Source organism: Sulfitobacter mediterraneus (assembly GCF_003054325.1).
Classification (GTDB): domain Bacteria; phylum Pseudomonadota; class Alphaproteobacteria; order Rhodobacterales; family Rhodobacteraceae; genus Sulfitobacter; species Sulfitobacter mediterraneus.
This window is the reverse complement of the sequence record NZ_QBKU01000007.1, coordinates 59,227-84,926: the sequence shown is the minus strand read 5'-3', so window position 1 is coordinate 84,926 and position 25,700 is coordinate 59,227. Positions and strand designations below refer to the sequence as shown.

Genomic DNA, 25,700 nt, shown 5'->3' with positions numbered 1-25,700 from the left:
GGTCGATGTCATTACTAATTTGCCGGCAGATCAAGGTCGCCTTAGTGCGATCTACCGTTCGCAATGACACTTTGACTTCGCTTCGATTTAGCTTCGAGACAATTGATCTGGGCACGGCCATGCGGAAATAAAAGACCCCACCGCGCCTAACCAATCTTGGTGTCCTGCCCATTATGCAAACCTCAACTGTACCAGCGAACTGTACCAGTCAGGTTTTCTAGGCCGTCGACTCTTGGAAATTCCATGTATTACCAAACGGTTACACGGCAAAATGGCGGAGAGACAGGGATTCGAACCCTGGGTAGGCTTGCACCCACAACGGTTTTCGAGACCGCCCCGTTCGACCACTCCGGCACCTCTCCGCGGGGGTCTGGTGCGCCCATTTAGTCGGCTTGGCGCGCAGTGACAAGGGGCGATAGGCGCCTTTTGGCGGCACACGGGAAATTTCATTGCCCCGCGCCGATGATTGCCTAAGTTATAAGGACAACCAACAAAGGATGCCTTATGACCGCCGCGCTTCGCTTTCCGATAATTGCCGTGATGATGGGGCTGACGCTTTTGTTCTCGCAACAGCCTGCGCAAGCGGCGGACCAACAAAAGCTAGAGGCCTTTCTGGAGGTCACCGGCTTTGATGTTGCCTTGGAAAGCATCCGTCTTTCGGCGGATTCTGCGCCGCAGATGTTGGGGATTGAGGCCGATGCTTTTGGCTCCGAATGGTCACGGCTGGTGCGCGAGGTGTTTGACACCGATCTGATGCACGGCATGGCGCTTGAGATCCTTGGCACCACGCTGTCGGATGATCTGTTGGTCCATGCCGCAGATTTTTACGCCAGTGATCTGGGCAAACGTCTGGTTCGGGCCGAAAACACCTCGCATATGATCGACGAAGACGGTCTGAAATCGGAGGCGGGCGGCGATATTCTGGCCGGATTGGAACAGATCGGATCGCCGCGTGTCGATATCCTGCGCGATCTCAATGACGCGACGGATGTGGCAGGCAGCTCCATCCGGGCCATTCAGGAGGTTCAGATCCGGTTCCTGCTGGCCGCAGCTGGGGCAGGGGTGATTGAACTGCGCATGGATGAGCCGGACCTGCGCGAGGCGATGCGCAGTCAGGAAGACGATCTGCGGGCCTCTGTCAAACAAAGTGCTTTGGCCGGGTCCGCCTATACCTATCAGGCGTTTTCAGACGCAGAGGTCAGTGCCTATGCCAAAGCGCTGGCCCATCCCAAGATGCAAGAGGTCTATGCCCTGATGAACGCCGTGCAATATGAGATCATGGCCAACCGGTTTGAAGCTGTCGCGGAACGCTTGTCGGGCATGCAGCCCAGTCAGGATCTGTAAATGATACGGGCTTTTGCGATTGCGCCAGTGCTGTTGATGCTGGCCCTGTCACCCGCCTGGGCCGATGCACGGCTGACGGTGCTGGTGGATGTTCTGAAACTGCGAGAGGCGGCGCTGATCCTGCGGGAAGAGGGGATCACCTATGCCGAGGATCTTAATACCGACATGTTGGCCGGAGACGGCGGGGCAGGGTGGCAACAACAGGTTGAGGCGATCTATGATCCCGCACGAATGGTTGAGATGGTACGCCGCGACTTGAAAATCGGGGTCTTTGGCGAGGACCGCGGCGATGTCATCGCATTTTTCAGCAGCGATTTGGGCGTTCAGATTGTCGATCTGGAAAACTCTGCCCGCGCCGCCATCCAAGACCCCGATATCGAAGCGGCAGCAAGGGAACGCTATGCTGCGCTGGCGGGCGGCGATGATCCGCGTCTGGCGATGATCCACGAGATGGTCGAGGGCGGCGATATGATCAACCGCAATGTCACCAGCGCAATGAACGCCAACTATCAGTTTATGCGCGGGCTGGTCACGGGCGGTGCGCTGGAGATGTCTGACGATGATATCCTGCGCGACGTGGCCTCCGAGATCGACGAGATCACCGAAGACACGACTGCATGGCTCTATGGGTATATGTTGCTGGCCTACTCGCCCCTGAGTGACGACGAGCTGGCCACTTATGTCGCCTTTGCGCAAACCCAGGCCGGGCAATCCCTGAACGCCGCGTTGTTTGACGGGTTTGGCAAAGCCTATGAGGATATTTCCTATGCTTTGGGCCGGGCTGTTGCCTTGAACATGACCGCACAAGAGCTGTAAACGCAGGGCCAGCCTGGTCGCTGGCTGATAAATACAGATTTGCCGGGAAAGCGGCTTGACTTAAACAGGTATTCCCCCGATAAGCCCGCATCCCGGCGGGTTTCCCGCTTTCGGGGTATTTTATCAATGACGCCCGAATGGGCGCGCTGTTCGAGGTGGAACAGGCCGACAGGCCCTTCCAAAAACACCCGCAAGGGGACCACAGAACGCGGCAACGACGTAAAGGAAGACGCAATGTTTGCGGTCATCAAGACTGGCGGTAAGCAATACAAAGTACAGTCCGGCGACATGCTCCGGGTTGAACGTATTGCGGCAAGTGCCGGCGAAAAAGTTCAATTCAACGACGTTCTGATGCTGGGTGGCGACAGCCCTCAGGTTGGTGCGCCGGTGATCGAAGATGCAGGCGTTCAAGCCGAAGTTGTCGATCAAATCAAAGGCGACAAGGTGATCAACTTTGTCAAACGCCGTCGTAAGCACTCCTCCAAGCGGACCAAGGGCCACCGTCAGAAGCTGACACTGGTCAAGATCACTGAGATCATGGCGTCCGGCGCTGGTAAATCCGGTGTTGCGGCTGCTGTTGGTACAGGCTCCGTGAGCGCCGCTGCTGTTGCTGCGATCACAGGCGCATCTGTCGATGCCGCCCCCGCCAAGCCAGCCAAAGCCAAAAAGGCCGCGGCGCCTAAGGCTGAAAAAGCTGCTGCCCCTAAGGCAGAAAAGAAAGCTGCACCAAAAGCCAAAGCGGCTGCTGGCGCGGACGATCTGAAAGAACTGTCTGGCGTTGGCCCGGCTCTGGAAAAGAAACTGCATGCCGCGGGCGTAACAACCTTCGCACAAGTCGCAGCCTGGACCGAAGCGGACGTTGCTGAGATGGACGAGAAACTGTCTTTCAAAGGCCGGATCGAGCGTGAAGGCTGGATCGCACAGGCTCAAGAAAAGACTAAAGGCTAAGGAGAGACCAAATGGCACATAAAAAAGCAGGCGGCTCATCCCGTAACGGACGCGACTCAGCTGGTCGTCGTCTTGGCGTGAAAAAATATGGCGGCGAAGCTGTCATTCCCGGCAACATCATCGTGCGTCAGCGCGGCACCAAGTTTTGGCCTGCCGAAGGCGTTGGCATGGGCAAAGATCACACGATCTTCGCAACTGTTGACGGCTCTGTGACCTTCCACAAAGGTCTCAAAAACCGCACGTTTATTTCTGTCCTGCCGGTGGCGGAGGCCGCAGAATAAGCCGTACCCACAAGGTTTGAGAAAATTTAGGGATCGGCGGAAACGCCGGTCCCTTTTCTTTTTCCGCGCAAGATCATCCCGTTCACACCAGCCAGAAAGGAAGGGTGACATGACCACAACAGACCAGCCCATTCTGGCAGATGGCAATCTGCGTTTGCGCCTGGCGTGCAGCGATGATGTGGGCGGACGGTTGGTCTTGGGCAATGACCATGGGGCGACCGTATGAGCATCGCCATTTTTCCCCTTGCGGTGTTCGCCGCCAGTCAGGTCGGCACACCGGGCCCTGCCAATATGGCGCTGATGGCCACCGGTGCCCGCTTTGGCTTTCGCGCTGCGCTGCCTTTTGTGGTGGGCGTCGCCCTTGGCAAGCAATTGATCATCTGGCCCATCGGTTTTGGCCTGATGGAACTGGCCGATCGCGCGCCATGGATCTTTGAAACGCTCAAATACCTCAGCGCCGCCTATATCTTTTGGCTGGCCTGGAAGGTTGCCAATCTGCGCCTTGGTCAGGGCAAAGACACCGGCACCGCGCCGGGCTTTGCCGCAGGATTGATCGTTCACCCGCTCAACCCCAAGGCATGGGCGATGATTGTTGGCAGTTTTACCGCCTTTGTGACGCCCGGCACGCCCAGCCTTATCGCAACTGCAACAATTGCTGCGGTATTGCTGGCTTGCCAGATCATTTTGCATCCGCTTTGGACACTTGCAGGTGATCGGATTGCAAAAACCGTGGCAGGGACACGGGGTGAACCTTATTTGATGTGGATATTGGCGGCGCTCACCGTTGCCTCTGTTCTTTTCGTGCTGTTCGGAGGAGGGACATGACGATGGAAATGCAAAAAATAGTGAACCAACAGGTGATTGCAACAGACCGCTTTGATCTGCGCCCATTGCGGCGCTCGGATCAGGGTCTGATCGAAATGTACGCCAGCGATCCACGTGTGGCCAAGAACACTTCATCGATCCCGCATCCCTTGCCCCCCGGCACGATCGAGGCCTTCATCACCCGCGCCATGGCTGAGCCGCGCGAAGAGGACGTTTGGGTCATGGACGGGCTGAAATCGGGCGGCGATGAGGTGATGGGCTTGATCTCGCTGACCCGCCTTGACCGCAACCAATCCGAGGTTGGCTATTGGGTCGCGCCCGCGTTCTGGAACACCCATCTGGCCTCTGATGCCGTGCAGGCTTTGGTTGACGCCAATCCGCTGCAAAACGATGCGATGTTTGCCGCTGTCTATCATGACAATCCCGCCTCGGCCAAAGTGCTGACAAATGCGGGGTTTATCTATCTGGGCGACGCGGAAACCTATTGTGTGGCACGTGACGCTGCCGTACCCACATGGACCTATAGCCGCAAGCTTTAAGCCCTTTCGAAAGGCCACCCGATGAAGTTTCTCGACCTGTGCAAAGTCTACATTCGTTCCGGCGGGGGCGGAGGCGGCTGCGTGTCGTTCCGGCGTGAAAAATACATCGAATACGGTGGCCCGGATGGCGGCGACGGCGGCACGGGCGGTTCGGTCTGGGCCGAGGCTGTGGATGGGTTGAACACGCTGATTGATTTTCGGTATCAACAGCATTTCTTTGCCAAGAACGGGCAACCCGGCATGGGCAAGCAGCGCACCGGCAAGGATGGCGATGATATCGTGCTGCGCGTCCCCGTCGGTACCGAGATTTTGGACGAAGATCAGGAAACGGTGATCACCGACCTGACCGAAGTGGGCCAGCGCGTACAATTGGCCCGTGGCGGCAACGGCGGTTTTGGCAACCTGCATTTCAAATCCGCCACCAACCAGGCGCCGCGCCGTTCGAACCCCGGCCAAGAGGGCGTTGAACGGACACTTTGGCTGCGCTTGAAGCTGATCGCCGATGTGGGGTTGCTGGGCCTGCCCAACGCAGGCAAGTCTACGTTTCTGGCCGCGACCTCAAACGCGCGCCCCAAGATCGCCGATTATCCGTTTACCACGCTGCACCCCAACTTGGGCGTCGTCGGTGTGGACAACACCGAATTTGTGGTTGCCGATATTCCCGGCCTGATCGAAGGCGCCTCCGAAGGGCGCGGGCTTGGTGATCTGTTTCTGGGCCATGTGGAACGCTGCGCCGTGCTGTTGCATCTGGTGGATGGCACATCCGAAACTGTCGCCGAAGACTATCAAACTATTATCACCGAGTTGGAAGCTTACGGCGGTGATTTGGCCGAGAAACCGCGTGTGACCGTGCTCAATAAAGTTGATGCACTTGATGAAGAGGAACGTGCAAGCGCTTCTGCTGAATTGGAAAAAGCTTCTGGCGGTCCGGTTATGTTGATGTCTGGCGTAGCCCGCGAAGGCGTGACTGAAGTCTTGCGCACATTGCGCGGCGAAATTGACGATGACCGGTTGCGCCACCGTCCCCAAGAAGACGTAGCGCCGTGGCAACCCTAACAGACGCCAAACGTATCGTAATCAAGATCGGGTCTGCCTTGCTGGTGGACCGGAACACCGGCGCATTGCGATCAGACTGGTTGCTGGGGCTGGCGCAAGATGTGAGCTGGCTCAAGGGTTTAGGATGCGATGTTGTTCTGGTCTCCTCCGGCTCCATCGCTTTAGGGCGAGGCGTACTTGGTCTGCCGCGCACAACGCTGGCGCTTGAACAATCGCAAGCTGCGGCCGCAGTTGGCCAGATCCGTCTGGCCCGCGCCTACGAGGAGGCACTCGCGCCCCATGGCATAACCACCGCGCAGGTACTGGTCACCCTAGAGGACAGCGCGGACCGCCGCCGCTACCTCAACAGCCGCGCCACGATGGAACAGCTTCTGAGCCTTGGCGTGGTGCCGATTGTGAATGAAAATGACACCGTCGCCACCGACGAAATCCGCTTTGGCGACAATGATCGCCTTGCCGCGCAGATCGCTGTGACCGTGGGCGCGGATCAGTTGATCCTGCTGTCCGATGTGGACGGATTCTACAGCGGCAACCCTAGTGATGATCCCACAGCGATCCGTTATGACGTCATTGACGCCATCACGCCCGAGATTGAGGCGATGGCAGGCGATGCCGGATCAGGGCTCAGCAAAGGCGGCATGAAAACCAAGGTGATGGCGGCGCGCACCGCAACCGCCGCCGGTTGTGCCATGGCGATCACCGAAGGGTCGGTTTTGCGCCCGCTCACCGCATTGGAAGAGGGCGCAAACGCCACATGGTTCACCGCGCAGGTAGATCCGCAAGCGGCACGCAAACGCTGGATCGCCGCAATGAAACCGCAGGGCAGCATCACGCTGGATGCAGGCGCGGTCGCGGCCTTGTCTCGTGGCAAGTCCTTGTTGCCCGCCGGTGTATCGGCCGTGTCCGGTGACTTTGGCCGCGGTGACACAGTTGCGCTGCTGACCCCTGAGGGCCATGTGATCGGCACCGGATTGACCCGTTATGCCTCGCAAGAGGCCGCGCAGATCGCCGGCCACCGCAGTGACGAGATCGAAGCGATCCTTGGCTATCCGGGACGTGCCGCTTTGATTCACCGCGATGATATGGCACTTTAGCACCTCACACCGACGAATAACGCCTTAATGCAACAGATCAGATATCAGGCCTAACACCATGAAAGACATCGATAACATTCCCGCGTTGATGGCCGATATCGGCGCCCGCGCCAAAGCTGCCTCGGCGGCCCTTGCTAGCGCCAATGCCGAACGCAAGCATGCCGCATTGATCAGCGCCGCCGAAACCGTCTGGCAACGCCGCGCCGAGATCATCGCTGCCAACGCAAAAGACCTCGACTATGGCCGCGACAAAGGGCTGTCAGATGCGATGATGGATCGGTTGATGCTGAACGAGGAGCGGGTTCAGGGAATGGTCGACGGGTTGCGCAGTGTCGCCGAACAGCCTGACCCGATCGGCGAGGTTCTGGCCGAATGGGACCAGCCCACAGGCCTGAACATCAAACGGGTGCGCACCCCTTTAGGTGTGATTGGCGTAATCTATGAAAGCCGTCCCAATGTGACCGCTGATGCCGGGGCACTGTGCCTCAAGGCCGGGAATGCGGTGATCCTGCGCGGCGGCTCGGAAAGCTTTCACTCCTCACAAGCCATTCATGGCTGTCTGCAACAGGGCCTGCGCGACGCGCAGCTGCCAGAGGATGCGGTGCAACTGGTACCCACCCGTGACCGCGCAGCAGTGAGCGAGATGCTTACTATGACGGACACAATCGATGTGATCGTGCCGCGCGGCGGTAAGGGGCTTGTTGGGCTGGTGCAACGCGATGCGCGGGTGCCGGTTTTTGCCCACCTCGAAGGCATCGTGCATATCTATATTGACAAAGACGCCGATCCTGAAAAAGCGCTGAAAGTGGTGTTGAATGCCAAGACCCGGCGCACCGGCATTTGCGGCGCGGCGGAATGCCTGCTTATTCATCAGGATGTGGCCAGCACCATCGGGCAAGGCGTTGTGTGTGCCTTGATCGACGCGGGCGTCGAACTGCGCGTGGATGAGGCACTGTCGGGGATCGAAGGCACCAAGGCTGCCACAGCTGACGATTGGGGGCATGAATACCTTGATATGATCATTGCGGCCAAGGTTGTCCCTGATCTGGAGGGGGCAATTGATCACATCCGGCGCTATGGCTCGAACCACACCGATTGTATCCTGACCGAAGACGCGCAGGCGGCGCAGACCTTTATGAACCGGCTGGATTCCGCGATCCTGATGCACAATGCCTCAACCCAATTTGCCGATGGCGGCGAATTTGGCATGGGTGCTGAGATTGGCATTGCTACCGGCAAAATGCACGCCCGCGGCCCGGTAGGCGCGGCGCAGCTGACCAGTTTCAAATATCTGGTGACGGGTGACGGAACAGTCCGCGCCTAGAGGCAGGGCGCCGCGGTCAAAAGGTCAGCGTCAGGCGGGTCTCATCTGACTGGACGATGATTTTACGGCCTTCCTCAGATGCAATCTGCGGGACCAGGCCAAATTGAACATGCGCGGGCAACAGGGCGTCAGTGACGGCGGCACCCGACAACATGGCCCATAGCCCGCTATCGATGTTCAACCGGTCTGCCTGCGCCGTAAGGGACCAATCGCCTTGATGCTGTGCGATCTCAAGCCTGCCGCCATAGGGCATCGCGGTTTCGCAGCACAGCAACCCCAGAAACGCCAGACGCACAGCCGCCCTTGGCTGCGGCGTGGTGGGGCGCCAATGCACGGTCAAACGACCGCCCTCATAAAGATCGCGCAGGATCGCGCAAACCTCGGTCTGGCCAATCATCTGATCACCCGCAGCACCAAACGCAATGCGGAAAAACCGGATGCGGGCGCTGGCGTTGCCGACACTTTCCCCGATCAATGACATTTCCGGCCCCGCGCCAGCGCCGGAGAGCGACATCAATTCAAGCCCATTGTTGATTGCCCCGATGGGGGATATCAGATCATGGCAGATCCGGCTGCCCACCAATGCCACAAGGTTAGGCGCGGTCATGGGCATCTCCAATGCGTTTGAAAGGCGACATGATGGAAGATTTGAATGCGATTTTCACGCCCGGCATGTTGGCCCGCCATCCCGATCGCCCGGAGTGGGGCATCGGACAAGTCCAAAGCAATGTCGGCGGCAAGTTGACCGTGAACTTCAGGGACGAAGGCAAAATTGTCATAGACAGTTTCCGAATTGCGTTGTTGCCCGTTTTTGATGGCACATCTTGATTGAAAAAGAGTTAATTTACGAAAGATTTAGTTAATGGCTGCCGCGCTGCGAATGGGGCAGCGGCAGGAAGTTGCGATATTGCGCATCGGGGGTGAATTGCCTATCAGACCGCGAACGCATCAAAGGGGTATCACATGCCGATGACCCAACAGGCGACCGGCGGGTTTCATGTCAGACTGGCGGAAACCAACGCAGATCTCGAAGCAGCGCAGCGCCTGCGCTATGATGTTTTTGTCTCGGAACTGGGCGGCGGCGGCGCCATGGTGGATCATGATGCGGGCCTCGAACGAGACCGCTTTGATCCCTTTCTCGATCACCTTTTGCTGTTTGATGACCGCACAGGCGCGGTGGTTGGCGTTTACCGTTTGATGCAACAACACATGGCGTTGCGGGCAGGGGGGTTCTATTCCTCCGGCGAATACGACCTGACCCCGCTTGAAACCTGCGGGCGGCGTATTCTTGAGCTGGGGCGGTCTTGTCTGCATCCCGATTACCGCGGCGGCATGGCGATGCATCACCTGTGGTCGGGCCTTGCCGAGTACATCGCAAAGCATGAAATTGAGGTGCTTTTCGGGGTGGCAAGTTTCCATGGCACGGATGTTGCTGCGTTGAAACAACCATTGTCCTTTTTGCACCATCGCCATCTTGCATCGCCAAAGCTGCGGGTAAAAGCAAGGGATACATCGTTCCAAAGCATGGACTTACTGGACGAAGCTGATCTGGATCGAAAAGCTGCCATGCTGCAAATGCCCAGCTTGATCAAAGCCTATCTGCGCCTTGGCGGCATGGTTGGAGAAGGGGCTTATGTCGATCATGATTTCAACACGGTTGATGTCTGCCTGATCATGGACACCCATCAAATGAACGCCCGCCAATCCAAAATCTATCGCGGAGATCACAGATGAGCATCGCATGGGACAGTGGCGTGCCGCCAGCCTTTCCGCCGATCCGTTTCTGGGGTTGGGTGCGGGTCATTCTGCGGGTGGTTGCGCTTGGCCTGCTGGTGTTTGGCGGGCTGCTGATCTTGCTGATCGTGCGGCTGATCGAACAGCCGCTTTACGGGCTGCACCGACCTGTAACGCCGCATATCACCCAGTTTGTCTGCCGCAACGCGCTGCGCATTCTGGGGATCGGTTATTCCAACAGCGGCAATGTGATGAAGGGACGCGGGGCGGTTGTGGCCAATCATTCCTCATGGCTAGATATCTTTGTGCTGAACGCGGCCAAGCGGATTTATTTCGTATCAAAATCCGAAGTGGCCAGCTGGCCGGGTATTGGCTGGCTGGCGCGGGCAACCGGCACCGTGTTTATCGAACGCAACCCTGCCAAGGCCAAGGAGCAAACCCAAGTCTTCGAGGCGCGGCTGCTGGCGGGGCATAAGTTGTTGTTCTTTCCCGAGGGAACCAGCACCGACGGAATGCAGGTTATCCCTTTTAAAACAACGCTGTTTCAGGCGTTCTTTGCCGAGAACTTGAAGGACGAGATTGCGGTTCAGCCGGTGACGATCACCTATTTCGCGCCAGAGGGTACGGACCCTCGGTTTTATGGCTGGTGGGGGGATATGTCCTTTGGATCGCATCTATTGGCGACATTGGCCCCGGCCCGCCAAGGCCGGGTACATGTTGATTATCATGCGCCGATGCCGGTGCGCGACTATGCCAACCGCAAGGCATTGGCACAGGCCAGCGAAGTGGCCGTGCGGTCAGGGCATCAGCTGTCCAGCCCCGATCAAAAGGTTAACGATCACTCGGAATAGGCAAAGGCGCTATCTGGCACAGGTCCGATAGATCCGTCTGCATTCCAATCCATCATCAGACAGGCGGTGCCTTTGCGCTGAAAATAAGTGGCTTTGATCGCGTACCAACCGGCAACCGGCACTTCGACCTCTTGCAAGCCGGCGGATTCGCAGGCGTGGACCTCGTCATAAAGCGCGACCTGCTGCCCGCCCAGTTCCACGCGGATGCCATCATTGCTGAAAAAATCGATCTCGAATGTGCCCGCCGCGTCAAACCGCAGATAACCGGTGATCTCGGCTGCGACCTTTTTATGAGAGGTCGAGGTCAGCGTCAGATCACCATCATCGCCATCGAGATAGGACAGCCCAACAAGGGCCGGGCCGGGCTTGGCCTTGCGCAGGGCAGCATCGGCCTGTTCCAGCGTGCGCACCTCCTTGGGATAGGCATAGGACACTGCCAGTCCGGGTGTCAGATCGCCAGCGGCAGGTTGCGGATCGGCAGGTGTGAGGGTCAGCGGCGCCGCAAGCGCGGGCGCGGCCAACAAAGCGGCAAAGGCCGCAGATGTCAGTTTGATCATGTGGTGTTCCCCTGATGGTCTTTTTATGATCATACCCTGAGCAACTCCGCGTCATTTGTCCACAATTACAGGGGCAGGGCGCCCAGATCACGATTGCGCCCATGGCCCCTTGCACTTGACCGGATGCTGATCTATACGCGCGGCACTTGAACCCGCAGTCGGGGTTGGGCCTTTGGGGGAGAAATCCTCAAACGTCCGCCGGTTGGCAGCATCCGCTGTCATACCCCCGATGAGGCTAAACCGGAAAGGTATAAAGACATGGCTCTTCCTGAGTTCTCCATGCGCCAATTGCTTGAAGCAGGCGTACACTTCGGCCACCAGACGCAGCGCTGGAACCCACGTATGGGTCCGTTCATCTACGGCGCGCGCAACGGCATCCACATCATGGACCTGACACAGACCGTTCCCTTGCTGGAACAGGCGCTGGTTGTGATCCGTGAAACCGTCGCCAAAGGCGGCAGCATCCTTTTTGTTGGTACCAAGCGTCAGGCCTCGCAGCCTGTGGCCGAAGCCGCTGAAAAATGCGCACAGTATTACATGAACCACCGTTGGCTCGGCGGCACACTGACCAACTGGCAGACCGTGTCCAAGTCCATCAACCGTCTGAAAAACATCGACGAACAGTCCGAGCGCGGCTTTGAAGGTCTGACCAAAAAAGAGCGTCTGGGCATGGAACGTGACCAGGCCAAACTCGAAGCATCCCTTGGCGGTATCCGCGAAATGGGCGGTCGTCCTGACCTGATTTTCGTCATCGACGTGAAAAAAGAAGCGCTGGCCGTGGCCGAAGCCAACAAACTGGGCATTCCAGTTGTGGCTGTGGTTGACACCAACTGCCCGCCAGACGGCATCGACTACATCATTCCTGGCAACGACGACGCGGCACGCGCAATTGCGCTGTACTGCGATCTGGCAGCCCGCGCAGCACTGGACGGCATGTCCGCACAGCTGGGCGCGGCAGGCGTTGATCTGGGCGCGATGGAAGAAGCACCCGTCGAAGAAGCGCTGGTTGAAGAAGTGCCAGCGGAAGCTGTCGCTGACGCTCCGGCTGCTGAAGAAAAAGCCTAAGCTGTCACATGCGTGACATATGGGGCAGGGATGACCTGCCCCAGACCCCGTGATTTCAAAGGAGAACCAAAAGATGGCGATTACAGCATCTATGGTGAAAGAACTGCGCGACAGCACCGGCGCAGGCATGATGGACGCCAAGAAGGCGCTGACCGAAAACAACGGCGACATGGAAGCCGCGGTTGATTGGCTGCGCACCAAAGGTCTGGCCAAAGCGGCCAAGAAATCTGGCCGTACAGCGGCCGAAGGTCTGGTGGCTGTTCAGGTTAATGGCGGCCACGGTGTCGCGGTTGAAGTGAACTCTGAAACCGACTTTGTTGGTAAGAACGCTGACTTCCAGAAAATGGTTGGCGGCATCGCAGAGGTTGCGTTGAACACGGCTGATCTGGACGCGTTGAAAGCGGCTGACATGGGCGGCAAGACCGTCGAACAGACCGTGACAGATGCGGTTGCTGTGATTGGCGAAAACATGTCGGTGCGCCGCATGTCCGCGATCGACGGCGACGTGGTTGTGTCTTACGTCCACAACGCAGCGGCACCTGGCATGGGCAAAATCGGCGTTTTGGTTGCAATGACCGGCGGTGATGAGGCGTTTGGCAAACAGGTTGCGATGCACATCGCCGCTGTGAACCCTGCGTCCCTGTCTGAGGCTGATCTTGACGCGGCGGTTGTCGAAAAAGAAAAGCAGGTCCAGATGGACATCGCACGTGAATCCGGCAAGCCGGAAGCCGTGATCGAGAAAATGATCGTCGGCCGCATGAAAAAGTACATGTCCGAAGTGACACTGCTGAACCAGGCGTTTGTTGTGAACCCTGACCTGACCGTTGGCGACGCCGCCAAAGAGGCCGGCGCAACCATCACCGGTTTTGTCCGTCTCGAAGTCGGCGAAGGCATCGAAGTGGTCAAAGAAGACTTTGCTGCTGAAGTTGCGAAAGCCGCACAGGGCTAAGCCACTCATCAAGCTACGTATTTGGGGCGGTTCCGACATCGGGACCGCCCTTTTTTATGGCCGGACCAAATGGTCAAATGGGGCAGGGGAAAAAGATAGGCGGACTTTGACCGAGAGGCAAAGCCCGCCTATACGCTCGCCCCAGGTTGCGCTGGGACGGTGAGCGCAAAACCCTGCCAGCCGAAACGAAAAAAGCCCCAACCAAACAGGAACCCGGACAGAGCCTCATAATCAAAAGGGTATACTGGGCAGCGTCCCACGGCCAAACCGCGTACACGGGACGGGCTTACCTTGCGTCATGACGCCAACCCGCGCCAGTATGGGATTCCATACCTTTGGACCGGATCAGACGTCCATCACAAACATCTGGTTGGTGAAGGCCGCCTTCAGAACCGCTTGGGCCGTTGTTTCCACGCCCATCGATTCACGCGCCAGCCGCAAGTGTTTTTCCACTGTCGCCGCCGTTAACCCCATTAACAGCGCGATATCCTGCGTGGTTTTGCCATCGCCAACCCACTGCAATGCCTCGCGCTGGCGCGGGGTCAGGGCGTGTTTGGCGGTGTTCTGGGGCAGGGTGAGGATTTTGAGATGGGCGACATCGTTCATCACCTTGATATCATCGCCATGCTGGTCCCAAATCGCATCCACCGCCGCCTGGTCAAGATCGCGCCGCGCAGTCAATGCAATGGCACCTTTGGACCGTGCGGAGATCGATTTGAAGCTGACCGTATAACCCGCAAGCACCCCCATACGGCGATTAAAATCCAACACCCGTTCCACAGCAGGGGTCATGCCCTTGGCCTGCGCCATTTCATGCATCACCGTCCAGCTGCACGCGCCATCATTGGCCAGCGCCCAATGCACCATGGGCGCATCGTAATAGAGACCACCCCCCAGGAATTCATCCGTATAGGTCCGGCAGTGGTTGGTCAGAATGATAAAATCTTCGGGATCACCAAGCGAGGTAGAGGTCCGGTAGCGGGTATACCCATAGATCAGCCGGTCAAAGCCGTATTCGGCCATTTTCTGGGTATGGAGATCCCACAATTCTTCCAAAGAGGGACACCGTACCAAGCCGTCGAGATATTCTTGCAAGCTCATTTTCGCGCAAAAACATCCGCGAGGGCGTCCAGCGCCAGAACATATCCCTTAGCCCCAAATCCGCAGATCTGGCCAACAGCCACCGGCGCAATATAGGACCGATGGCGAAAGCTTTCACGGGCGTGAATATTGCTCAGATGCACTTCGACAACCGGCAATTCAACCGAGGCAATCGCATCCATCAATGCGATCGAAGTATGGGTAAAAGCGCCGGCATTGAGGACGATCCCGTCATGGGTGCCTTTGGCGGCATGGATCTGATCAATCAACACACCTTCATGGTTGGACTGGGCACATGCCACATCAAACCCAAGCGCCGCACCGGCATCGGTACACAGTTCTTCAACATCGGCCAAAGTGGTGACGCCATAAACCTCGGGCTGGCGGGTGCCAAGCAGGTTCAGGTTCGGGCCGTTCAGGATCAAAACAGATGGCATTGCGGAACTCACATATTCAATACAATCAGTTAACGGCCCATAGGCCGCGCTGTCCAGCAACAGCGCAGCATGCAGCCGCAACTTATGGAAGAAGTGGTGCATTTCCGCATGTTTGTAACCAGTTCAGCGCGGCGACCAAACCATGCGAACAAACCGGGAGGAGGGGGCAAACCCCCGGTTTTTTTGCACTAAGGACGCTTTCCCCGTTTGATCCAGCAGGTCTTTGTAAAGAACGTCCGCTTGGCCGATTGCGGGTTCTTTCCCCAGGTCTGCACCACGACCATAAATGGATTCCCCGGTTTTTTGACTTCTTCAAGAAGCTCTTTGTTGAAGGTCAGGCAAATCTCCTTTGCACGTTTTGCGACGAGGGTGCGACTAATCTTGCTGCCAGCGTTTTCACCAGCATAGTTAATCTCAACCACAGCGCCATTCATCGCGGAGCTGAGCCTCGCCGGAGCCCCAGCGCCAACCATCGACCTTGTGCGCGTGATCTCTGTCGGCTCTTTCTTGATCACACATCCCGTGCTGCCATCGCTCAGCTTGATTACAGGCGTACCACGGCACATGGCATCCGCCTGAGAGGCCGCAAATAGCAAACCAATAACCAAAGCCGAACCTTTGGCGAAATTCTGAAATTTGTTTCGAAGTATCTTAGGCATTTTGCGCATTCCGTTTTAGATAGATTGGGCCCATGGCTCAGTCTCAAATCACTACCTCTAGTGGTGGAATATCAAATGTAGTTCAACCCCGAATGGTTGGCCGGTTTTAGAAGGGGATATGCGCACATGACGACGAACCAGCGTTTTCCGGTGTGGTTTTGAACACCAGCTTGCCTGCATTTTGGCATTCCCGATATCTTATAATCAGTATTATGTAACTTTAGCGTTCACTCAGGCTCACCTAAACACGCAACTTTACCCAGTAACCCACTGAATTAAAGCCAAACACCAATCCAAACCCGCCAACCCTCCACATGGTGAAAAACCAGCAATTGCCTTTGCCTGCGTCACAGCCTAGCACTTTGCACAAAATGCGCGACACAGGCACTGGAGAAACCATGACCGACCTTTATCAATCTCGACTGACACGGCTGCGCCAACGGATGGCTGACACTGGCGTCGATCTGGTGGTCGCCGGGCCAAGCAGTCATATGATGTGGCTCACTGGTCTCAGCCCGCATGGCGACGAACGCCCCGTGATGTTGATGGTCAGCGCAACCGCTGCAGGCTTCCTGATGCCAGGCCTCAACGCCGACAGCGCGCGCCAGAAAACCGATCTGCCGTTCTTTTGCTGGGATGATGCCGACGGCCCGGACCAAGCCCTTGACGATCTGTTAAGCGCTGTTGACGCAAAACAAACCGGGCTAAGCATTGCCTTGGACGAGACCATGCGCACGGATTTCTCCCTGTTGTTGCTCGGCACATTGGATCAGCCAAACCACAGCTTTCTGCATCAAACCGTCGGCTATCTGCGTGGTTTGAAAGATGACGCGGAATATCAGGCACTTAAGGCATCGGCTTTGCTCAATGATGCGGCAGCGAAACACGGCTTTGCATCCCTGCGCGAAGGTATGACGGAGATGGAGCTACAAACCATCATTCGCGACTATTACAAGGCCAATGGCGCTGTGCCGGAATTCACGATCGTCGGCTTTGGTGCCAATGGCGCGTTTCCCCATCATCACACCGGTCAAACCCGGCTGGAGCGTGATATGGCCATCTTGGTCGACACGGGGTGCCGATATCAAGGGTATCCCTCTGATATGACACGCTGTGGCTGGTTTGGCGATCCAGATGCGGAATTTCTCAAGGTTGCCGCAGTGGTCGAAGGTGCTGTTCAAGCCGCCGTTAATGCGGCTCGGCCCGGTATGAAAGCCTCAGAGCTGGATAAGGTGGCGCGGGATCACATCACTGAGGCCGGATATGGCAAAGAATTCCTGCACCGTTTGGGCCATGGTGTCGGCATTGATGTGCATGAGCCGCCCTATATCACGGCGACGTCTGACACCGTTCTGGAAGTTGGAAATGTGTTTTCCATTGAGCCGGGCACTTACTTAAAGCAACGCTTTGGTATTAGGCTAGAAGATATTGTTATTATGCGAGAAAACGGCGCTGAAATCCTTTCAAACCTGCCTCGGGATTTGGTGATTTCCAACGGTTGAACAGCTTGAAAAAGGGGGCATCCGCCCCCTACCCCAAGGCATATCCTGCGCCGCGCACCGTCCGGATCGGGTCGTCGCCTCCATGGCGCGTCAACGCCTTGCGCAGCCGTGCAATGTGCACGTCAACGGTGCGTGTATCGACATAGATGTCGCGGCCCCAAACGTGGTCAAGCAGTTGATCACGGCTGAACACGCGCCCCGGTTTTTCAAGCAAAGTCACCAATAGCCGGTACTCAGTTGGACCAAGCTTCAGCTCTTGATCCGCGCGGCTGACCCGGTGGCTTTCGGTATCAAGTGCAATGTCCTGATAAGACAATGACGCGCCGGTCGCCGCCGGCCGCGAGCGGCGCAATTGGTTGCGCACACGTGCCATCAGCTCGCGCATGGAATAGGGTTTGATGATGTAATCATCCGCGCCAGTTTCCAGGCCGCGTACGGCATCCACCTCTTCGGAACGCGCCGATAGCATGATCACCGGAATATGGCGCGTGTCGTCGCGGGTCTTGAGCTGGCGGCAGACCTCGATCCCGCTCATCAGCGGCATCATCCAATCCAGGATCACCAGATCCGGCGCGGCCTCAGCCACCAAAAGCATTGCTTCCTCGCCGTTTTGTGCCTGTGTCACCGCAAGACCTTCGGCCTCAAGATTATAGGCCAGAACTTCGCGCTGTGCCGGTTCGTCTTCGACCAGCAAGACCTGCGGCTGTGTCACACTCATCACCTTAAGCCTTTGATGCCACGGAGGTTTCATCCGCCTTTGGGCGGGCATCTGCCGGGGCAACACCCGTCACCAGATAGACCACCTGTTCGGCGATGGACGTAACGTGATCGCCCATGCGTTCCACGTTTTTGGCGATGAAATGCAGGTGCATGCAGGCAGTGATGTTGCGCGGGTCTTCCATCATGAAGGTCAAGAATTCACGGAAGAGCGCATTGTACATCTGATCGAGATCTTCATCGCGGGCGATAATGTCCAGCGCCAGATCGGCATCACGCTGGATATAGGCATCAAGCGCATCTTTCAGCATCGCTTCAACTGTGCGGGCCATGCGGCGGATCGAACCGGCGCTGTCATTCACTGGCGGCATTTGCGACAGAACCCCGGTGCGCTTGGCCATGTTTTTGGCATAGTCACCGATGCGTTCGAGATTGGCACTGATCTTGATCACGCTCAACACCAGCCGCAGATCAATCGCCGCAGGCGCACGCAGCGCAATCAGACGCGCCGCCTGATCATTGATCAGCTCTTCCAGCCCATCGATGGCCCGGTCCCCTGCCCGCACCTTTTCGGCCAGTTCCTCATCGCGCGTATCCAGCGATTGTGCGCCCAGCCGAATGGCATCTTCCACCAGGCCGCCCATTTTCATGATCTGCGCCTGAATGGATTCTAGGTCACGGTCAAAAGCGGATGCAATATGTTGATCTTGCATGATATTATCCAATCCGTCCGGTGATATAGCTTTCGGTGCGCGGATCTTCCGGCGCGGTGAAAATCTTGTCTGTTTCGCCAAACTCGACCAGATTGCCGAGGTGGAAAAACGCGGTTTTCTGACTGACCCGTGCGGCCTGCTGCATGGAGTGGGTGACGATCACCACCGAATAGCTTTGGCGCAGCTCGTCAATCAGTTCCTCGACCTGTGCAGTGGCAATCGGATCAAGGGCCGAACAGGGCTCATCCATCAGCAAAACCTCGGGTTCAGTGGCCACCGCACGGGCAATGCACAGGCGCTGTTGCTGGCCGCCAGACAGGCCAGTACCCGGCGCATGCAAACGGTCTTTGACCTCGTTCCAGATCGCACCGCGGCGCAGGGCTTTCTCAACGATATCATCCAGTTCCGCCTTATTCCGGGCCAATCCGTGAATGCGCGGGCCGTAAGCCACATTGTCATAGATAGACTTGGGAAACGGGTTCGGTTTTTGGAACACCATGCCCACCTTGGCACGCAGCTGCACCGGATCGACCTTTCGGTCATAGATATCCTCGCCATCAATGCGGATGTCTCCCTCAACGCGGCACACATCAATGGTGTCGTTCATCCGGTTGATGCAGCGCAGAAAGGTGGACTTGCCACAGCCGGACGGGCCGATAAAGGCGGTCACGGTATTGGCCTCGATATCCACATTCACGTCTTTGATCGCATGGGTGTCGCCATAGTAAACCTGCACATTGCGGGCCGCGATTTTGGCGGGATGCGCCGTTTGGTTCTGCATCACGTCTTTCTCCGAAATAATGTTATCTCTCATGGGATCGGGCCTTTTTACCAACGCCGCTCAAACCGGCGGCGCAGCAGCACGGCAATTGCGTTCATTGTGATCAGGAACACCAGCAGGATGATGATACCACCCCAGGCGCGTTCATAAAATGCCGGGTCGGCACGTTTGGCCCATTCATAGATCTGGGCGGGCATGGCGGAGTTTGGGTCCATCAAGCCAGAGGTGATGCCATCGGGCGGGTTCGAGGCGATAAAGCCGACCATCCCAATCAGCAACAGCGGCGCGGTCTCGCCAAGCGCCTGTGCCAGCCCGATAATGGTGCCGGTCAGGATACCCGGCGCGGCCAGAGGCAGCACATGATGGAACACCGATTGCATCTTGGAGGCTCCGACCCCCAGCGCCGCATCACGGATCGACGGCGGCACCGATTTGAGCGAGGCACGGGTGGAAATGATGATCGTCGGCAAGGTCATCAGCGTCAGCACCAGACCACCCACCAAAGGCGCAGAATTGGGCAGGTGCATATAGTTGATAAACACCGCCAGACCCAGAATACCAAAGACGATGGATGGCACTGCCGCAAGATTGGAAATATTCACCTCGATAATGTCGGTGATCCAGTTTTTCGGGGCAAACTCCTCAAGATAGATCGAGGCCGCTACGCCAATGGGCAGCGCCAGCGCCAGCACCACGAGCATCATGAAGAAAGAGCCAATCATCGCCACGCCCATACCTGCCGCTTCGGGCCGTTGGTCAGAGGCATCCGCGCCAGTGATGAAATCCAGATTGAAGCGTTTGCGCAGGCTGCCATCTGCGATCAATGCATCCACCAGATCAAGCTGGGCTGCATTGATGCTTTTGTCATTTGCCATGCTGTCTCGGGACACTCGGCCCTTAAGGTAGCCATCAACGCGGCTGTTGGTCAGAAACTCAAACTCAATTGTTTGACCAATAACATCAACATCTTGCAGGACATAGTTCCGCAAGGTGGCGGCCGCATCCTTGGACAAAAGCGCCGCCATTTGTTTGGATTTCAAACTGGTCTCAATCCCGGCTGCGGCAACCTTTTCTTCAAAGGCGGCCTTCATCAAGGGCGCATAGCCAAAGGTTGAAACCTTCTTGATGTCAGCCAAATCGCGGTTGCCCTTCTTGTCCAGCTTGGCCTCCAGCAATGGCACCTCAAGCGTGACATAGGTCTGTTGAAAGGCGCCCGTGCCCCGCGAGATGATGGTGGTCAACAAGATCACCAGCATCAGCAGGCCAACGGCAATCGCGGCCAAACCATACATCTTGAACCGGGCCTCGGCGCGGTTGCGCTTTTGGGTGCGGGCGTCCTGCACCAGCAGGGATGCACCCGATGGGGTGATATCGGTCATTCGTACTGCTCCCGGTATTTGCGCACGATATAAAGCGCCAGAACATTCAGCCCCAGCGTCAGAACAAACAGTGTCAGACCCAGCGCAAAGGCGACCAATGTCTCTGGCGAGGCAAAGTCGGTATCACCGGTCAACTGGCTGACAATGCGGGTGGTGATTGTGGTCATGGCCTCCAGCGGATTGACCGAGACGCGGGCAATGGCCCCTGCCCCCAGCACCACGATCATGGTCTCGCCAATGGCGCGGCTGGCGGCCAGCAGCACCGCGCCGACAATCCCAGGCAAAGCGGCGGGCAGGATCACCTGCCGTACGGTTTCCGAATGCGTCGCGCCAAGGCCGAATGACCCGTCCCGCAGGCTTTGTGGAACCGCGTTGATGATGTCATCTGACAGGGAGGAAACAAACGGGATCAACATGATGCCCATGACCAGGCCCGCCGTCAGGACAGATGTCGCGCCGCTCATCCATTCGACGCCCAAGATCCCGTCCTCGCCGCGCCCGAACAGGCGTACCAAGGCGGGGCCAACCGTCAACAGGGCAAAGAGACCATAGACGATGGTCGGAATACCGGCGAGGATCTCAAGCAGCGGCTTGGCAATGCCGCGCAGCTTGGGACCGGCGTATTCACTGAGATAAATCGCCGAGAACAGGCCAATCGGCACCGCCACCAGCAGCGCAATGATGGAAATATAGAGCGTGCCCCAAAGCAAGGGCAGGATTGACAGATCACTGTCCCCGCGAAAGTTGGGTGCCCACTTGGGACCAAGGAAGAAATCCTTCCAGTCATGCAAGCGGAAGAAATTGATCGATTCAAACAGCATCGACAGCACGATGCCCACAGTGGTCAGGATCGCTAATGAAGCCGCCACAATCAGCAGCACCAGAATGCCACGTTCCACGATGTTGCGGGCGCGGAAGTCCGGATCTGCGGCACGTACCGCAAGCGCAAGACCGGCCAGCGCAATCAGCAGCACCGCTGCCGCCATCCAGAACCGTCCCTGCCCGTTCAAGGCCCGCGATTTCTGCGCCGCTGCCAGAACAAAGGGTTCGACCTCAGACCCGAGCGCCACGCCCACTTCGCCCAGCGTGGCGCGCAGCGCAGATGGATCATCTGCCATCGCGGCAATGTCCGCCCTGGTCAGCGCCCCCTGAGACAGCGCAATGTCCAGCCCATCCGCCACGCGGCGCACATCCGACAGGATCAGGCTTTGTGTACCGACGCTGTCAATCTTGTCCGCAGGGATCAGCGGCAGTACCGCGTTCTGCACCACGGTAGGCTGCGCCAAAAGCCAGATCAGCAAGACCCCAAGCGCGGGAACAGCGGCAAACATCGCCGCTGTCATTCCGTAATAATTTGGCAAGGAGTGCAACACCCTCGCATCGCCGCCTGCACGGGCCATAACCCGGCCGCGGGCCATGACGTAGCCCAAAAGCGCAATCGCCAGCACAGCGACAAACAGCGCCATGCCAAGCGGCACTCCGAGAAACGTAGTGGCAATTGTCGCCGTCATCTTGCTGGTTCCGCTATTTGTTCAATTCAGTCAAAAAACCGGAGGCCACAGCGCTGCAGCCTCCGGTCTGGATCATCAGGGTCGGGGCTTAGGAGCCGCCGCCCATAACCGCTTCGCCGGAAACGGTTTCTTGTGTCTCGGCAAGCTCCGGATCGGAGACCAGACCGTATTCTGCCAATGGGCCATCGGGGCCAGCGATCTCATCCGCCACGAAGAACTCTGCGTATTCTTTCAGGCCGGGGATCACGCCGATGTGGGCTTTCTTGACGTAAAAGAACAGCGGGCGCGACACAGGGTATTCGCCGGTTGCGATGCTTTCGGTTGAAGGCACAACGCCGGACATGGTCGCGACTTGAAGCTTGTCCGTGTTGTTCTCATAGAACGCCAGACCAAAAACGCCGATGCCGTCTTTGTTGCTTTCAATGCGGGCCAGTGTTTCGGTGTAGTCACCGTCGATGTCCACGGATTTGCCGTCGGTGCGCAGCGCGATGCAGGCCTTCTCAGCGGCTTTTTTCTTGGCTTTGTCGCTGTCGCCGGTTGCGGCAGCCAGGAACACCTCGAAATCGCCGGTGGCTTCACAGCCCGCGAGGATCACCTTGTCTTCGAACACTTCGCGTGTGCCGTGCTTGGTGCCGGGCACATAGGCCTGAATGGGCTGCGCGGGGAAGTCTGCGTTGACCTCGTTCCACATGGTGTAAGGGTTTGCGACAACCTTACCGTCCATCACCAGCGTTTCGGACAGGGCTTTGTACCAATCGGTTGGGGTGAACGCGAAGGTCTCGCCGTTGATGTCGGAGGCAAAGACAATGCCATCATATCCAACGCGCACTTCGATGATGTCAGTCACACCGTTCTCGGCGCAAACCTTGATCTCTTTTTCTTTGATCTTGCGCGATGCGTTGGCGACGTCGATGGTGTTTTCGCCCACACCTTCGCAGAACCGCTTGAGGCCAGCAGAGGAACCGCCGGATTCAACAACTGGTGTTGGAAAGTCAAAGTTTTCGCCAAAAGCTTCGGCAACGATGGAGGCGTATGGCAGCACGGTCGACGACCCGGCAACCTGCACCTGATCGCGCGCGGCGGCAGCAGTGGCAGAAACGGCGGCAATGGCCAGCGCGGATGTGGTGAGTTTTGTCAGCGACATGATGTCTCCTGTCAGTCAAATCGGTGATCACCCCTATGGTGATCTCAGCGCCCGTCTAAATCTCCGGTGCTGTGCTTTTGTGACAGTTACATTACAGTTTTATGACAGCCCCCGGTTTTCGCCAAAGTCTTTTGAAATATGGGTCAATTGCCCTCGGAATCCAGCGGCAGGATCACGGTGAATGTGGACCCTTGCCCAAGCTTTGACGCGATTCTCAGCCGCCCACGATGACGGTTGAGGATATGTTTCACAATCGCCAGCCCCAGACCGGTGCCGCCCAAGGCGCGGCTGCGGTGGCTGTCGGCGCGGTAGAACCGTTCTGTCAGGCGCGGCAGATGCAGCGCATCAATGCCCGGCCCCTGATCTTGCACCATCACCCGCACAGCAGGCCCGCGCAGCGCCGGATCGCGCAGGTTGGTTTCGGTTGTGATCGAGACCTGCTGCCCTGACCCGCCATATTTGATCGCGTTTTCAATGAGGTTGGTAAAGACCTGCAACAGTTGATCCCGGTCCCCAAGGATAAGCAAAGGCGCTTCACCACAGTCGGATTTCAGAGTGACCTCATTGTCTGATGCCAGCGGAGTTAGGTTACGTAGAGTGGTTTCCAACACCTCAGTCACGTCGGTCTGAACCGTCGGGCGCACCCGTTCATCTGCCTCAACCCGGCTCAGCGAAAGCAGATCCCCCACCAGACGGTTCATGCGCCCCGCCTCATCCGCCATAATCCCCAAAAAGCGATCCCGCGCCTTGGCGTCATCTCGCGCCGGCCCCGACAGTGTCTCGATAAACCCCATCAGCGCGGTGAGCGGCGTGCGCAATTCATGGCTGACATTGGCGACAAAATCACGGCGCATCTGTCCTGCCTGAGCCAGTTGGGTCACGTCCTGAAAGCTCAGGATCAGAAACCCGTGGTTTTCCATATGCCGCAGCGACACATCATAAGTCGTGCTGCGCCCCGCGTCACCTGCCAGATAGGGCGCCATGCGGGCCTTGCGGTCGCTCAGGCATTGCTCAACCGCTTCCACCAACGCAGGCTGGCGCAGGCCGGTCACAAAATTGCGCCCCTGAAGCCCTGCCCCCAACAGATCCTGCGCCGCCGGGTTCATCGCCACGATCCGTTCATTGCGATCAATCGCCAGGGTCGGAAGCGGCAGCGCCCCGATCAGATCCGGCAAAAGCAGCGCGTCAGGCATCAATCAAAGCGGCTTGAGATCGCGGCGGAACCGGGCCGCGTTTTCTGTGTAGTGTTCGGCGCTCGCGGTCAGCCCTTTAAAGGCCGCCTCGTCCAGTTGCCGCACCACTTTGCCCGGGGCGCCCATCACTAGCGACCCATCCGGGATCACCTTGTTTTCAGTGATCAACGCGCCCGCACCGATCAGGCAATTCTTGCCGATCTTTGCGCCATTCAGCACCGTTGCCCCCATGCCAATCAGGCTGTTGTCGCCAATGGTGCAGCCATGCAGCATCACCTTGTGGCCGATGGTGCAATTGACCCCGATGGTCAGCGGATATCCGAGATCGGTGTGAAACACGCTGTTTTCCTGCACATTGCTACCTTGGCCCACATGGATCACCTCGTTGTCACCACGCAGGGTACAGCCAAACCAGACCGATGATCCGGCTTCAAGAACCACATTGCCAATCACATTGGCATCGGGGGCAACCCATGCGTCGTCATCCACAGTCGGGCGGGTATCGCCAAGGGCATAAAGGGTCATGATGTTTCCTCAAATTCAGATTGCAGCCCGCGCACATGGTCGTTCAGCCAAGGTTGCTGCAACCGGCGCAGGCGCGTGGCTTCAATGATGGTTTTCAACTGCGCTTCGGTCTGGTCCAGATCGTCGTTGACCAGCACATAATCATAACCGCCCCAATGGCTGATCTCGTCCCAGCTTTTCTCCATCCGGCGGGCAATCACATCCGGACTGTCGAGATTGCGTTTCTCCAGCCGCGTGCGCAGCTCAGCAATGGAGGGCGGCAGCAAAAAGATCGACAGGGTATGCGCCCCAAGGGCGGAGTTGGTGATTTGCTGGGCGCCTTGCCAGTCTATATCAAACAGTACATCGCGCCCCGCATTGATCGCCGCCTCCACAGGCGCACGTGGACTGCCATAAAAATTGCCAAAGACATGGGCATGCTCAAGCATCTGATCATCCGCCACATGATCCTTGAACGCCTTTTCAGCCATAAAGTGGTAATCGACCCCGTCCGCTTCGCCGTCACGCATTGGCCGCGTGGTGGCAGAGACAGAAAAGCTCAGGTCCGTATCCCATTGGCGCAGCCGCGTGGCCAACGTGGACTTGCCAGCACCCGAAGGCGAGCTGAGGATGATCAAAAGACCGCGACGGTCCTGTTCTTGGGCGCTGCTCATGG

At 57.7% G+C, this 25,700-nt stretch carries 29 protein-coding genes, 1 tRNA gene and 1 pseudogene; 15 read left to right on the top strand and 16 right to left on the bottom strand.

Going from position 1 to position 25,700, the window contains the following annotated elements; all coding sequences use genetic code 11:
- Positions 1–4: 4 nt before the first annotated feature.
- Positions 5–172, bottom strand: a pseudogene (locus C8N31_RS20715) (DUF6538 domain-containing protein); the annotation flags it as partial.
- Between the two features lie 100 nt (positions 173–272).
- Positions 273–362: transfer RNA gene (locus tag C8N31_RS12595), tRNA-Ser, on the bottom strand.
- Between the two features lie 142 nt (positions 363–504).
- Between C8N31_RS12595 and C8N31_RS12590 the strand changes: the two genes are divergently transcribed.
- The 9 genes from C8N31_RS12590 (at position 505) to C8N31_RS12550 (ending at position 8,227) form a co-directional block, all read left to right on the top strand.
- Positions 505–1,344, top strand: a complete 840-nt coding sequence (locus tag C8N31_RS12590) for a DUF2059 domain-containing protein (RefSeq protein WP_025046309.1) — start codon at positions 505–507, stop codon at positions 1,342–1,344.
- Positions 1,345–2,160 (top strand): DUF2059 domain-containing protein, encoded by an 816-nt coding sequence (locus C8N31_RS12585; protein ID WP_231476650.1) that lies wholly within the window; start codon positions 1,345–1,347, stop codon positions 2,158–2,160. It begins immediately after the preceding gene.
- A gap of 234 nt (positions 2,161–2,394) precedes the next feature.
- Positions 2,395–3,108 (top strand): 50S ribosomal protein L21, encoded by a 714-nt coding sequence (locus C8N31_RS12580; RefSeq protein WP_025046311.1) that lies wholly within the window; start codon positions 2,395–2,397, stop codon positions 3,106–3,108.
- An 11-nt stretch (positions 3,109–3,119) separates the two neighbouring features.
- Positions 3,120–3,389: a 50S ribosomal protein L27 gene (rpmA, locus tag C8N31_RS12575; RefSeq protein WP_025046312.1), complete on the top strand. Its 270-nt coding sequence runs from the start codon at positions 3,120–3,122 to the stop codon at positions 3,387–3,389.
- A gap of 222 nt (positions 3,390–3,611) precedes the next feature.
- Positions 3,612–4,214, top strand: a complete 603-nt coding sequence (locus C8N31_RS12570; RefSeq protein ID WP_025046313.1) for a LysE family translocator — start codon at positions 3,612–3,614, stop codon at positions 4,212–4,214.
- A 2-nt stretch (positions 4,215–4,216) separates the two neighbouring features.
- Positions 4,217–4,753: a GNAT family N-acetyltransferase gene (locus tag C8N31_RS12565; protein WP_025046314.1), complete on the top strand. Its 537-nt coding sequence runs from the start codon at positions 4,217–4,219 to the stop codon at positions 4,751–4,753.
- Between the two features lie 21 nt (positions 4,754–4,774).
- Positions 4,775–5,809: a GTPase ObgE gene (obgE, locus tag C8N31_RS12560; RefSeq protein WP_025046315.1), complete on the top strand. Its 1,035-nt coding sequence runs from the start codon at positions 4,775–4,777 to the stop codon at positions 5,807–5,809.
- Positions 5,797–6,903 (top strand): glutamate 5-kinase, encoded by a 1,107-nt coding sequence (gene proB / locus C8N31_RS12555; RefSeq protein ID WP_025046316.1) that lies wholly within the window; start codon positions 5,797–5,799, stop codon positions 6,901–6,903. The genes obgE and proB overlap by 13 nt, the downstream gene beginning before the upstream one ends.
- A 58-nt stretch (positions 6,904–6,961) precedes the next feature.
- Positions 6,962–8,227: a glutamate-5-semialdehyde dehydrogenase gene (locus C8N31_RS12550; RefSeq protein WP_025046317.1), complete on the top strand. Its 1,266-nt coding sequence runs from the start codon at positions 6,962–6,964 to the stop codon at positions 8,225–8,227.
- A 16-nt stretch (positions 8,228–8,243) separates the two neighbouring features.
- Here the strand turns inward: C8N31_RS12550 and C8N31_RS12545 are convergent, their stop codons facing one another.
- Positions 8,244–8,834, bottom strand: a complete 591-nt coding sequence (locus tag C8N31_RS12545) for a histidine phosphotransferase family protein (protein ID WP_231476652.1) — start codon at positions 8,832–8,834, stop codon at positions 8,244–8,246.
- Between the two features lie 32 nt (positions 8,835–8,866).
- Between C8N31_RS12545 and C8N31_RS12540 the strand changes: the two genes are divergently transcribed.
- The 3 genes from C8N31_RS12540 (at position 8,867) to olsA (ending at position 10,812) form a co-directional block, all read left to right on the top strand.
- On the top strand, positions 8,867–9,055 hold the full coding sequence (locus tag C8N31_RS12540) for a DUF3553 domain-containing protein (RefSeq protein ID WP_025046319.1): 189 nt from the start codon (positions 8,867–8,869) through the stop codon (positions 9,053–9,055).
- Between the two features lie 141 nt (positions 9,056–9,196).
- Complete coding sequence (gene olsB / locus C8N31_RS12535; protein WP_025046320.1) at positions 9,197–9,961, top strand: L-ornithine N(alpha)-acyltransferase; 765 nt, start codon at positions 9,197–9,199, stop codon at positions 9,959–9,961.
- Positions 9,958–10,812: a lyso-ornithine lipid O-acyltransferase gene (gene olsA / locus C8N31_RS12530; RefSeq protein ID WP_025046321.1), complete on the top strand. Its 855-nt coding sequence runs from the start codon at positions 9,958–9,960 to the stop codon at positions 10,810–10,812. The genes olsB and olsA overlap by 4 nt, the downstream gene beginning before the upstream one ends.
- On the opposite strand, the gene C8N31_RS12525 is transcribed toward olsA, so the two are convergent.
- A complete protein-coding gene (locus C8N31_RS12525) occupies positions 10,800–11,369 on the bottom strand; it encodes a PA14 domain-containing protein (RefSeq protein ID WP_025046322.1) in 570 nt (189 codons plus the stop codon). The two genes, olsA and C8N31_RS12525, sit on opposite strands and share 13 nt — an antisense overlap.
- A 258-nt stretch (positions 11,370–11,627) precedes the next feature.
- On the opposite strand from C8N31_RS12525, the gene rpsB reads away from it, so the two are divergent.
- Both rpsB and tsf read left to right on the top strand, forming a co-directional pair.
- Entirely contained in the window at positions 11,628–12,434 is an 807-nt protein-coding gene (rpsB, locus tag C8N31_RS12520) for a 30S ribosomal protein S2 (RefSeq protein WP_025046323.1), read from the top strand.
- 73 nt (positions 12,435–12,507) lie between these two features.
- Positions 12,508–13,383 (top strand): translation elongation factor Ts, encoded by an 876-nt coding sequence (tsf, locus tag C8N31_RS12515; RefSeq protein ID WP_025046324.1) that lies wholly within the window; start codon positions 12,508–12,510, stop codon positions 13,381–13,383.
- Positions 13,384–13,728: 345 nt separating this feature from the next.
- Here the strand turns inward: tsf and C8N31_RS12510 are convergent, their stop codons facing one another.
- The 3 genes from C8N31_RS12510 to C8N31_RS12500 all read right to left on the bottom strand — a co-directional run bounded on the left by C8N31_RS12510 (position 13,729) and on the right by C8N31_RS12500 (position 15,589).
- Positions 13,729–14,484, bottom strand: a complete 756-nt coding sequence (locus C8N31_RS12510; RefSeq protein ID WP_025046325.1) for a LuxR family transcriptional regulator — start codon at positions 14,482–14,484, stop codon at positions 13,729–13,731.
- Positions 14,481–14,921, bottom strand: coding sequence for a type II 3-dehydroquinate dehydratase (aroQ, locus tag C8N31_RS12505; RefSeq protein ID WP_025046326.1), 441 nt, complete (start codon positions 14,919–14,921; stop codon positions 14,481–14,483). Before aroQ ends, C8N31_RS12510 begins: the two co-directional genes overlap by 4 nt.
- Before the next feature lie 188 nt (positions 14,922–15,109).
- Positions 15,110–15,589 (bottom strand): hypothetical protein, encoded by a 480-nt coding sequence (locus C8N31_RS12500; protein WP_025046327.1) that lies wholly within the window; start codon positions 15,587–15,589, stop codon positions 15,110–15,112.
- Between the two features lie 389 nt (positions 15,590–15,978).
- On the opposite strand from C8N31_RS12500, the gene C8N31_RS12495 reads away from it, so the two are divergent.
- Positions 15,979–17,082, top strand: coding sequence for a M24 family metallopeptidase (locus C8N31_RS12495; RefSeq protein WP_025046328.1), 1,104 nt, complete (start codon positions 15,979–15,981; stop codon positions 17,080–17,082).
- A 28-nt stretch (positions 17,083–17,110) separates the two neighbouring features.
- Here C8N31_RS12495 and phoB read toward each other — a convergent pair whose 3' ends face one another.
- The 9 genes from phoB to gmk form a co-directional block, all read right to left on the bottom strand.
- The gene (gene phoB / locus C8N31_RS12490) at positions 17,111–17,800 is read right to left on the bottom strand and encodes a phosphate regulon transcriptional regulator PhoB (protein ID WP_025046329.1); all 690 of its coding nucleotides are present in this window, start codon (positions 17,798–17,800) and stop codon (positions 17,111–17,113) included.
- A 4-nt stretch (positions 17,801–17,804) separates the two neighbouring features.
- Positions 17,805–18,512, bottom strand: coding sequence for a phosphate signaling complex protein PhoU (phoU, locus tag C8N31_RS12485; protein ID WP_025046330.1), 708 nt, complete (start codon positions 18,510–18,512; stop codon positions 17,805–17,807).
- A gap of 4 nt (positions 18,513–18,516) precedes the next feature.
- Positions 18,517–19,326, bottom strand: coding sequence for a phosphate ABC transporter ATP-binding protein PstB (pstB, locus tag C8N31_RS12480; RefSeq protein WP_025046331.1), 810 nt, complete (start codon positions 19,324–19,326; stop codon positions 18,517–18,519).
- Between the two features lie 14 nt (positions 19,327–19,340).
- The gene (gene pstA / locus C8N31_RS12475) at positions 19,341–20,672 is read right to left on the bottom strand and encodes a phosphate ABC transporter permease PstA (protein ID WP_025046332.1); all 1,332 of its coding nucleotides are present in this window, start codon (positions 20,670–20,672) and stop codon (positions 19,341–19,343) included.
- Positions 20,669–22,183, bottom strand: coding sequence for a phosphate ABC transporter permease subunit PstC (gene pstC, locus C8N31_RS12470; protein ID WP_420834936.1), 1,515 nt, complete (start codon positions 22,181–22,183; stop codon positions 20,669–20,671). Before pstC ends, pstA begins: the two co-directional genes overlap by 4 nt.
- Before the next feature lie 88 nt (positions 22,184–22,271).
- On the bottom strand, positions 22,272–23,327 hold the full coding sequence (locus C8N31_RS12465; protein ID WP_025046334.1) for a substrate-binding domain-containing protein: 1,056 nt from the start codon (positions 23,325–23,327) through the stop codon (positions 22,272–22,274).
- A 143-nt stretch (positions 23,328–23,470) separates the two neighbouring features.
- The gene (locus C8N31_RS12460; RefSeq protein WP_025046335.1) at positions 23,471–24,520 is read right to left on the bottom strand and encodes a sensor histidine kinase; all 1,050 of its coding nucleotides are present in this window, start codon (positions 24,518–24,520) and stop codon (positions 23,471–23,473) included.
- A 3-nt stretch (positions 24,521–24,523) separates the two neighbouring features.
- A complete protein-coding gene (locus tag C8N31_RS12455) occupies positions 24,524–25,045 on the bottom strand; it encodes a gamma carbonic anhydrase family protein (protein WP_025046336.1) in 522 nt (173 codons plus the stop codon).
- On the bottom strand, positions 25,042–25,698 hold the full coding sequence (gene gmk / locus C8N31_RS12450) for a guanylate kinase (protein ID WP_025046337.1): 657 nt from the start codon (positions 25,696–25,698) through the stop codon (positions 25,042–25,044). The genes C8N31_RS12455 and gmk overlap by 4 nt, the downstream gene beginning before the upstream one ends.
- Positions 25,699–25,700: the final 2 nt, after the last annotated feature.

Excerpts from the sequence above, each read along its gene's own strand:
- C8N31_RS12590 (WP_025046309.1), top strand. The coding sequence starts at position 505 with ATGACCGCCGCGCTTCGCTTTCCGATAATTGCCGTGATGATGGGGCTG.
- C8N31_RS12585 (WP_231476650.1), top strand. The coding sequence starts at position 1,345 with ATGATACGGGCTTTTGCGATTGCGCCAGTGCTGTTGATGCTGGCCCTG.
- C8N31_RS12580 (WP_025046311.1), top strand. The coding sequence starts at position 2,395 with ATGTTTGCGGTCATCAAGACTGGCGGTAAGCAATACAAAGTACAGTCC.
- rpmA (WP_025046312.1), top strand. The coding sequence starts at position 3,120 with ATGGCACATAAAAAAGCAGGCGGCTCATCCCGTAACGGACGCGACTCA.
- C8N31_RS12570 (WP_025046313.1), top strand. The coding sequence starts at position 3,612 with ATGAGCATCGCCATTTTTCCCCTTGCGGTGTTCGCCGCCAGTCAGGTC.
- C8N31_RS12565 (WP_025046314.1), top strand. The coding sequence starts at position 4,217 with ATGGAAATGCAAAAAATAGTGAACCAACAGGTGATTGCAACAGACCGC.
- obgE (WP_025046315.1), top strand. The coding sequence starts at position 4,775 with ATGAAGTTTCTCGACCTGTGCAAAGTCTACATTCGTTCCGGCGGGGGC.
- C8N31_RS12550 (WP_025046317.1), top strand. The coding sequence starts at position 6,962 with ATGAAAGACATCGATAACATTCCCGCGTTGATGGCCGATATCGGCGCC.
- C8N31_RS12545 (WP_231476652.1), bottom strand. The coding sequence starts at position 8,834 with ATGACCGCGCCTAACCTTGTGGCATTGGTGGGCAGCCGGATCTGCCAT.
- C8N31_RS12540 (WP_025046319.1), top strand. The coding sequence starts at position 8,867 with ATGGAAGATTTGAATGCGATTTTCACGCCCGGCATGTTGGCCCGCCAT.
- olsB (WP_025046320.1), top strand. The coding sequence starts at position 9,197 with ATGACCCAACAGGCGACCGGCGGGTTTCATGTCAGACTGGCGGAAACC.
- olsA (WP_025046321.1), top strand. The coding sequence starts at position 9,958 with ATGAGCATCGCATGGGACAGTGGCGTGCCGCCAGCCTTTCCGCCGATC.
- C8N31_RS12525 (WP_025046322.1), bottom strand. The coding sequence starts at position 11,369 with ATGATCAAACTGACATCTGCGGCCTTTGCCGCTTTGTTGGCCGCGCCC.
- rpsB (WP_025046323.1), top strand. The coding sequence starts at position 11,628 with ATGGCTCTTCCTGAGTTCTCCATGCGCCAATTGCTTGAAGCAGGCGTA.
- tsf (WP_025046324.1), top strand. The coding sequence starts at position 12,508 with ATGGCGATTACAGCATCTATGGTGAAAGAACTGCGCGACAGCACCGGC.
- C8N31_RS12510 (WP_025046325.1), bottom strand. The coding sequence starts at position 14,484 with ATGAGCTTGCAAGAATATCTCGACGGCTTGGTACGGTGTCCCTCTTTG.
- aroQ (WP_025046326.1), bottom strand. The coding sequence starts at position 14,921 with ATGCCATCTGTTTTGATCCTGAACGGCCCGAACCTGAACCTGCTTGGC.
- C8N31_RS12500 (WP_025046327.1), bottom strand. The coding sequence starts at position 15,589 with ATGCGCAAAATGCCTAAGATACTTCGAAACAAATTTCAGAATTTCGCC.
- C8N31_RS12495 (WP_025046328.1), top strand. The coding sequence starts at position 15,979 with ATGACCGACCTTTATCAATCTCGACTGACACGGCTGCGCCAACGGATG.
- phoB (WP_025046329.1), bottom strand. The coding sequence starts at position 17,800 with ATGAGTGTGACACAGCCGCAGGTCTTGCTGGTCGAAGACGAACCGGCA.
- phoU (WP_025046330.1), bottom strand. The coding sequence starts at position 18,512 with ATGCAAGATCAACATATTGCATCCGCTTTTGACCGTGACCTAGAATCC.
- pstB (WP_025046331.1), bottom strand. The coding sequence starts at position 19,326 with ATGAGAGATAACATTATTTCGGAGAAAGACGTGATGCAGAACCAAACG.
- pstA (WP_025046332.1), bottom strand. The coding sequence starts at position 20,672 with ATGACCGATATCACCCCATCGGGTGCATCCCTGCTGGTGCAGGACGCC.
- pstC (WP_420834936.1), bottom strand. The coding sequence starts at position 22,183 with ATGACGGCGACAATTGCCACTACGTTTCTCGGAGTGCCGCTTGGCATG.
- C8N31_RS12465 (WP_025046334.1), bottom strand. The coding sequence starts at position 23,327 with ATGTCGCTGACAAAACTCACCACATCCGCGCTGGCCATTGCCGCCGTT.
- C8N31_RS12460 (WP_025046335.1), bottom strand. The coding sequence starts at position 24,520 with ATGCCTGACGCGCTGCTTTTGCCGGATCTGATCGGGGCGCTGCCGCTT.
- C8N31_RS12455 (WP_025046336.1), bottom strand. The coding sequence starts at position 25,045 with ATGACCCTTTATGCCCTTGGCGATACCCGCCCGACTGTGGATGACGAC.
- gmk (WP_025046337.1), bottom strand. The coding sequence starts at position 25,698 with ATGAGCAGCGCCCAAGAACAGGACCGTCGCGGTCTTTTGATCATCCTC.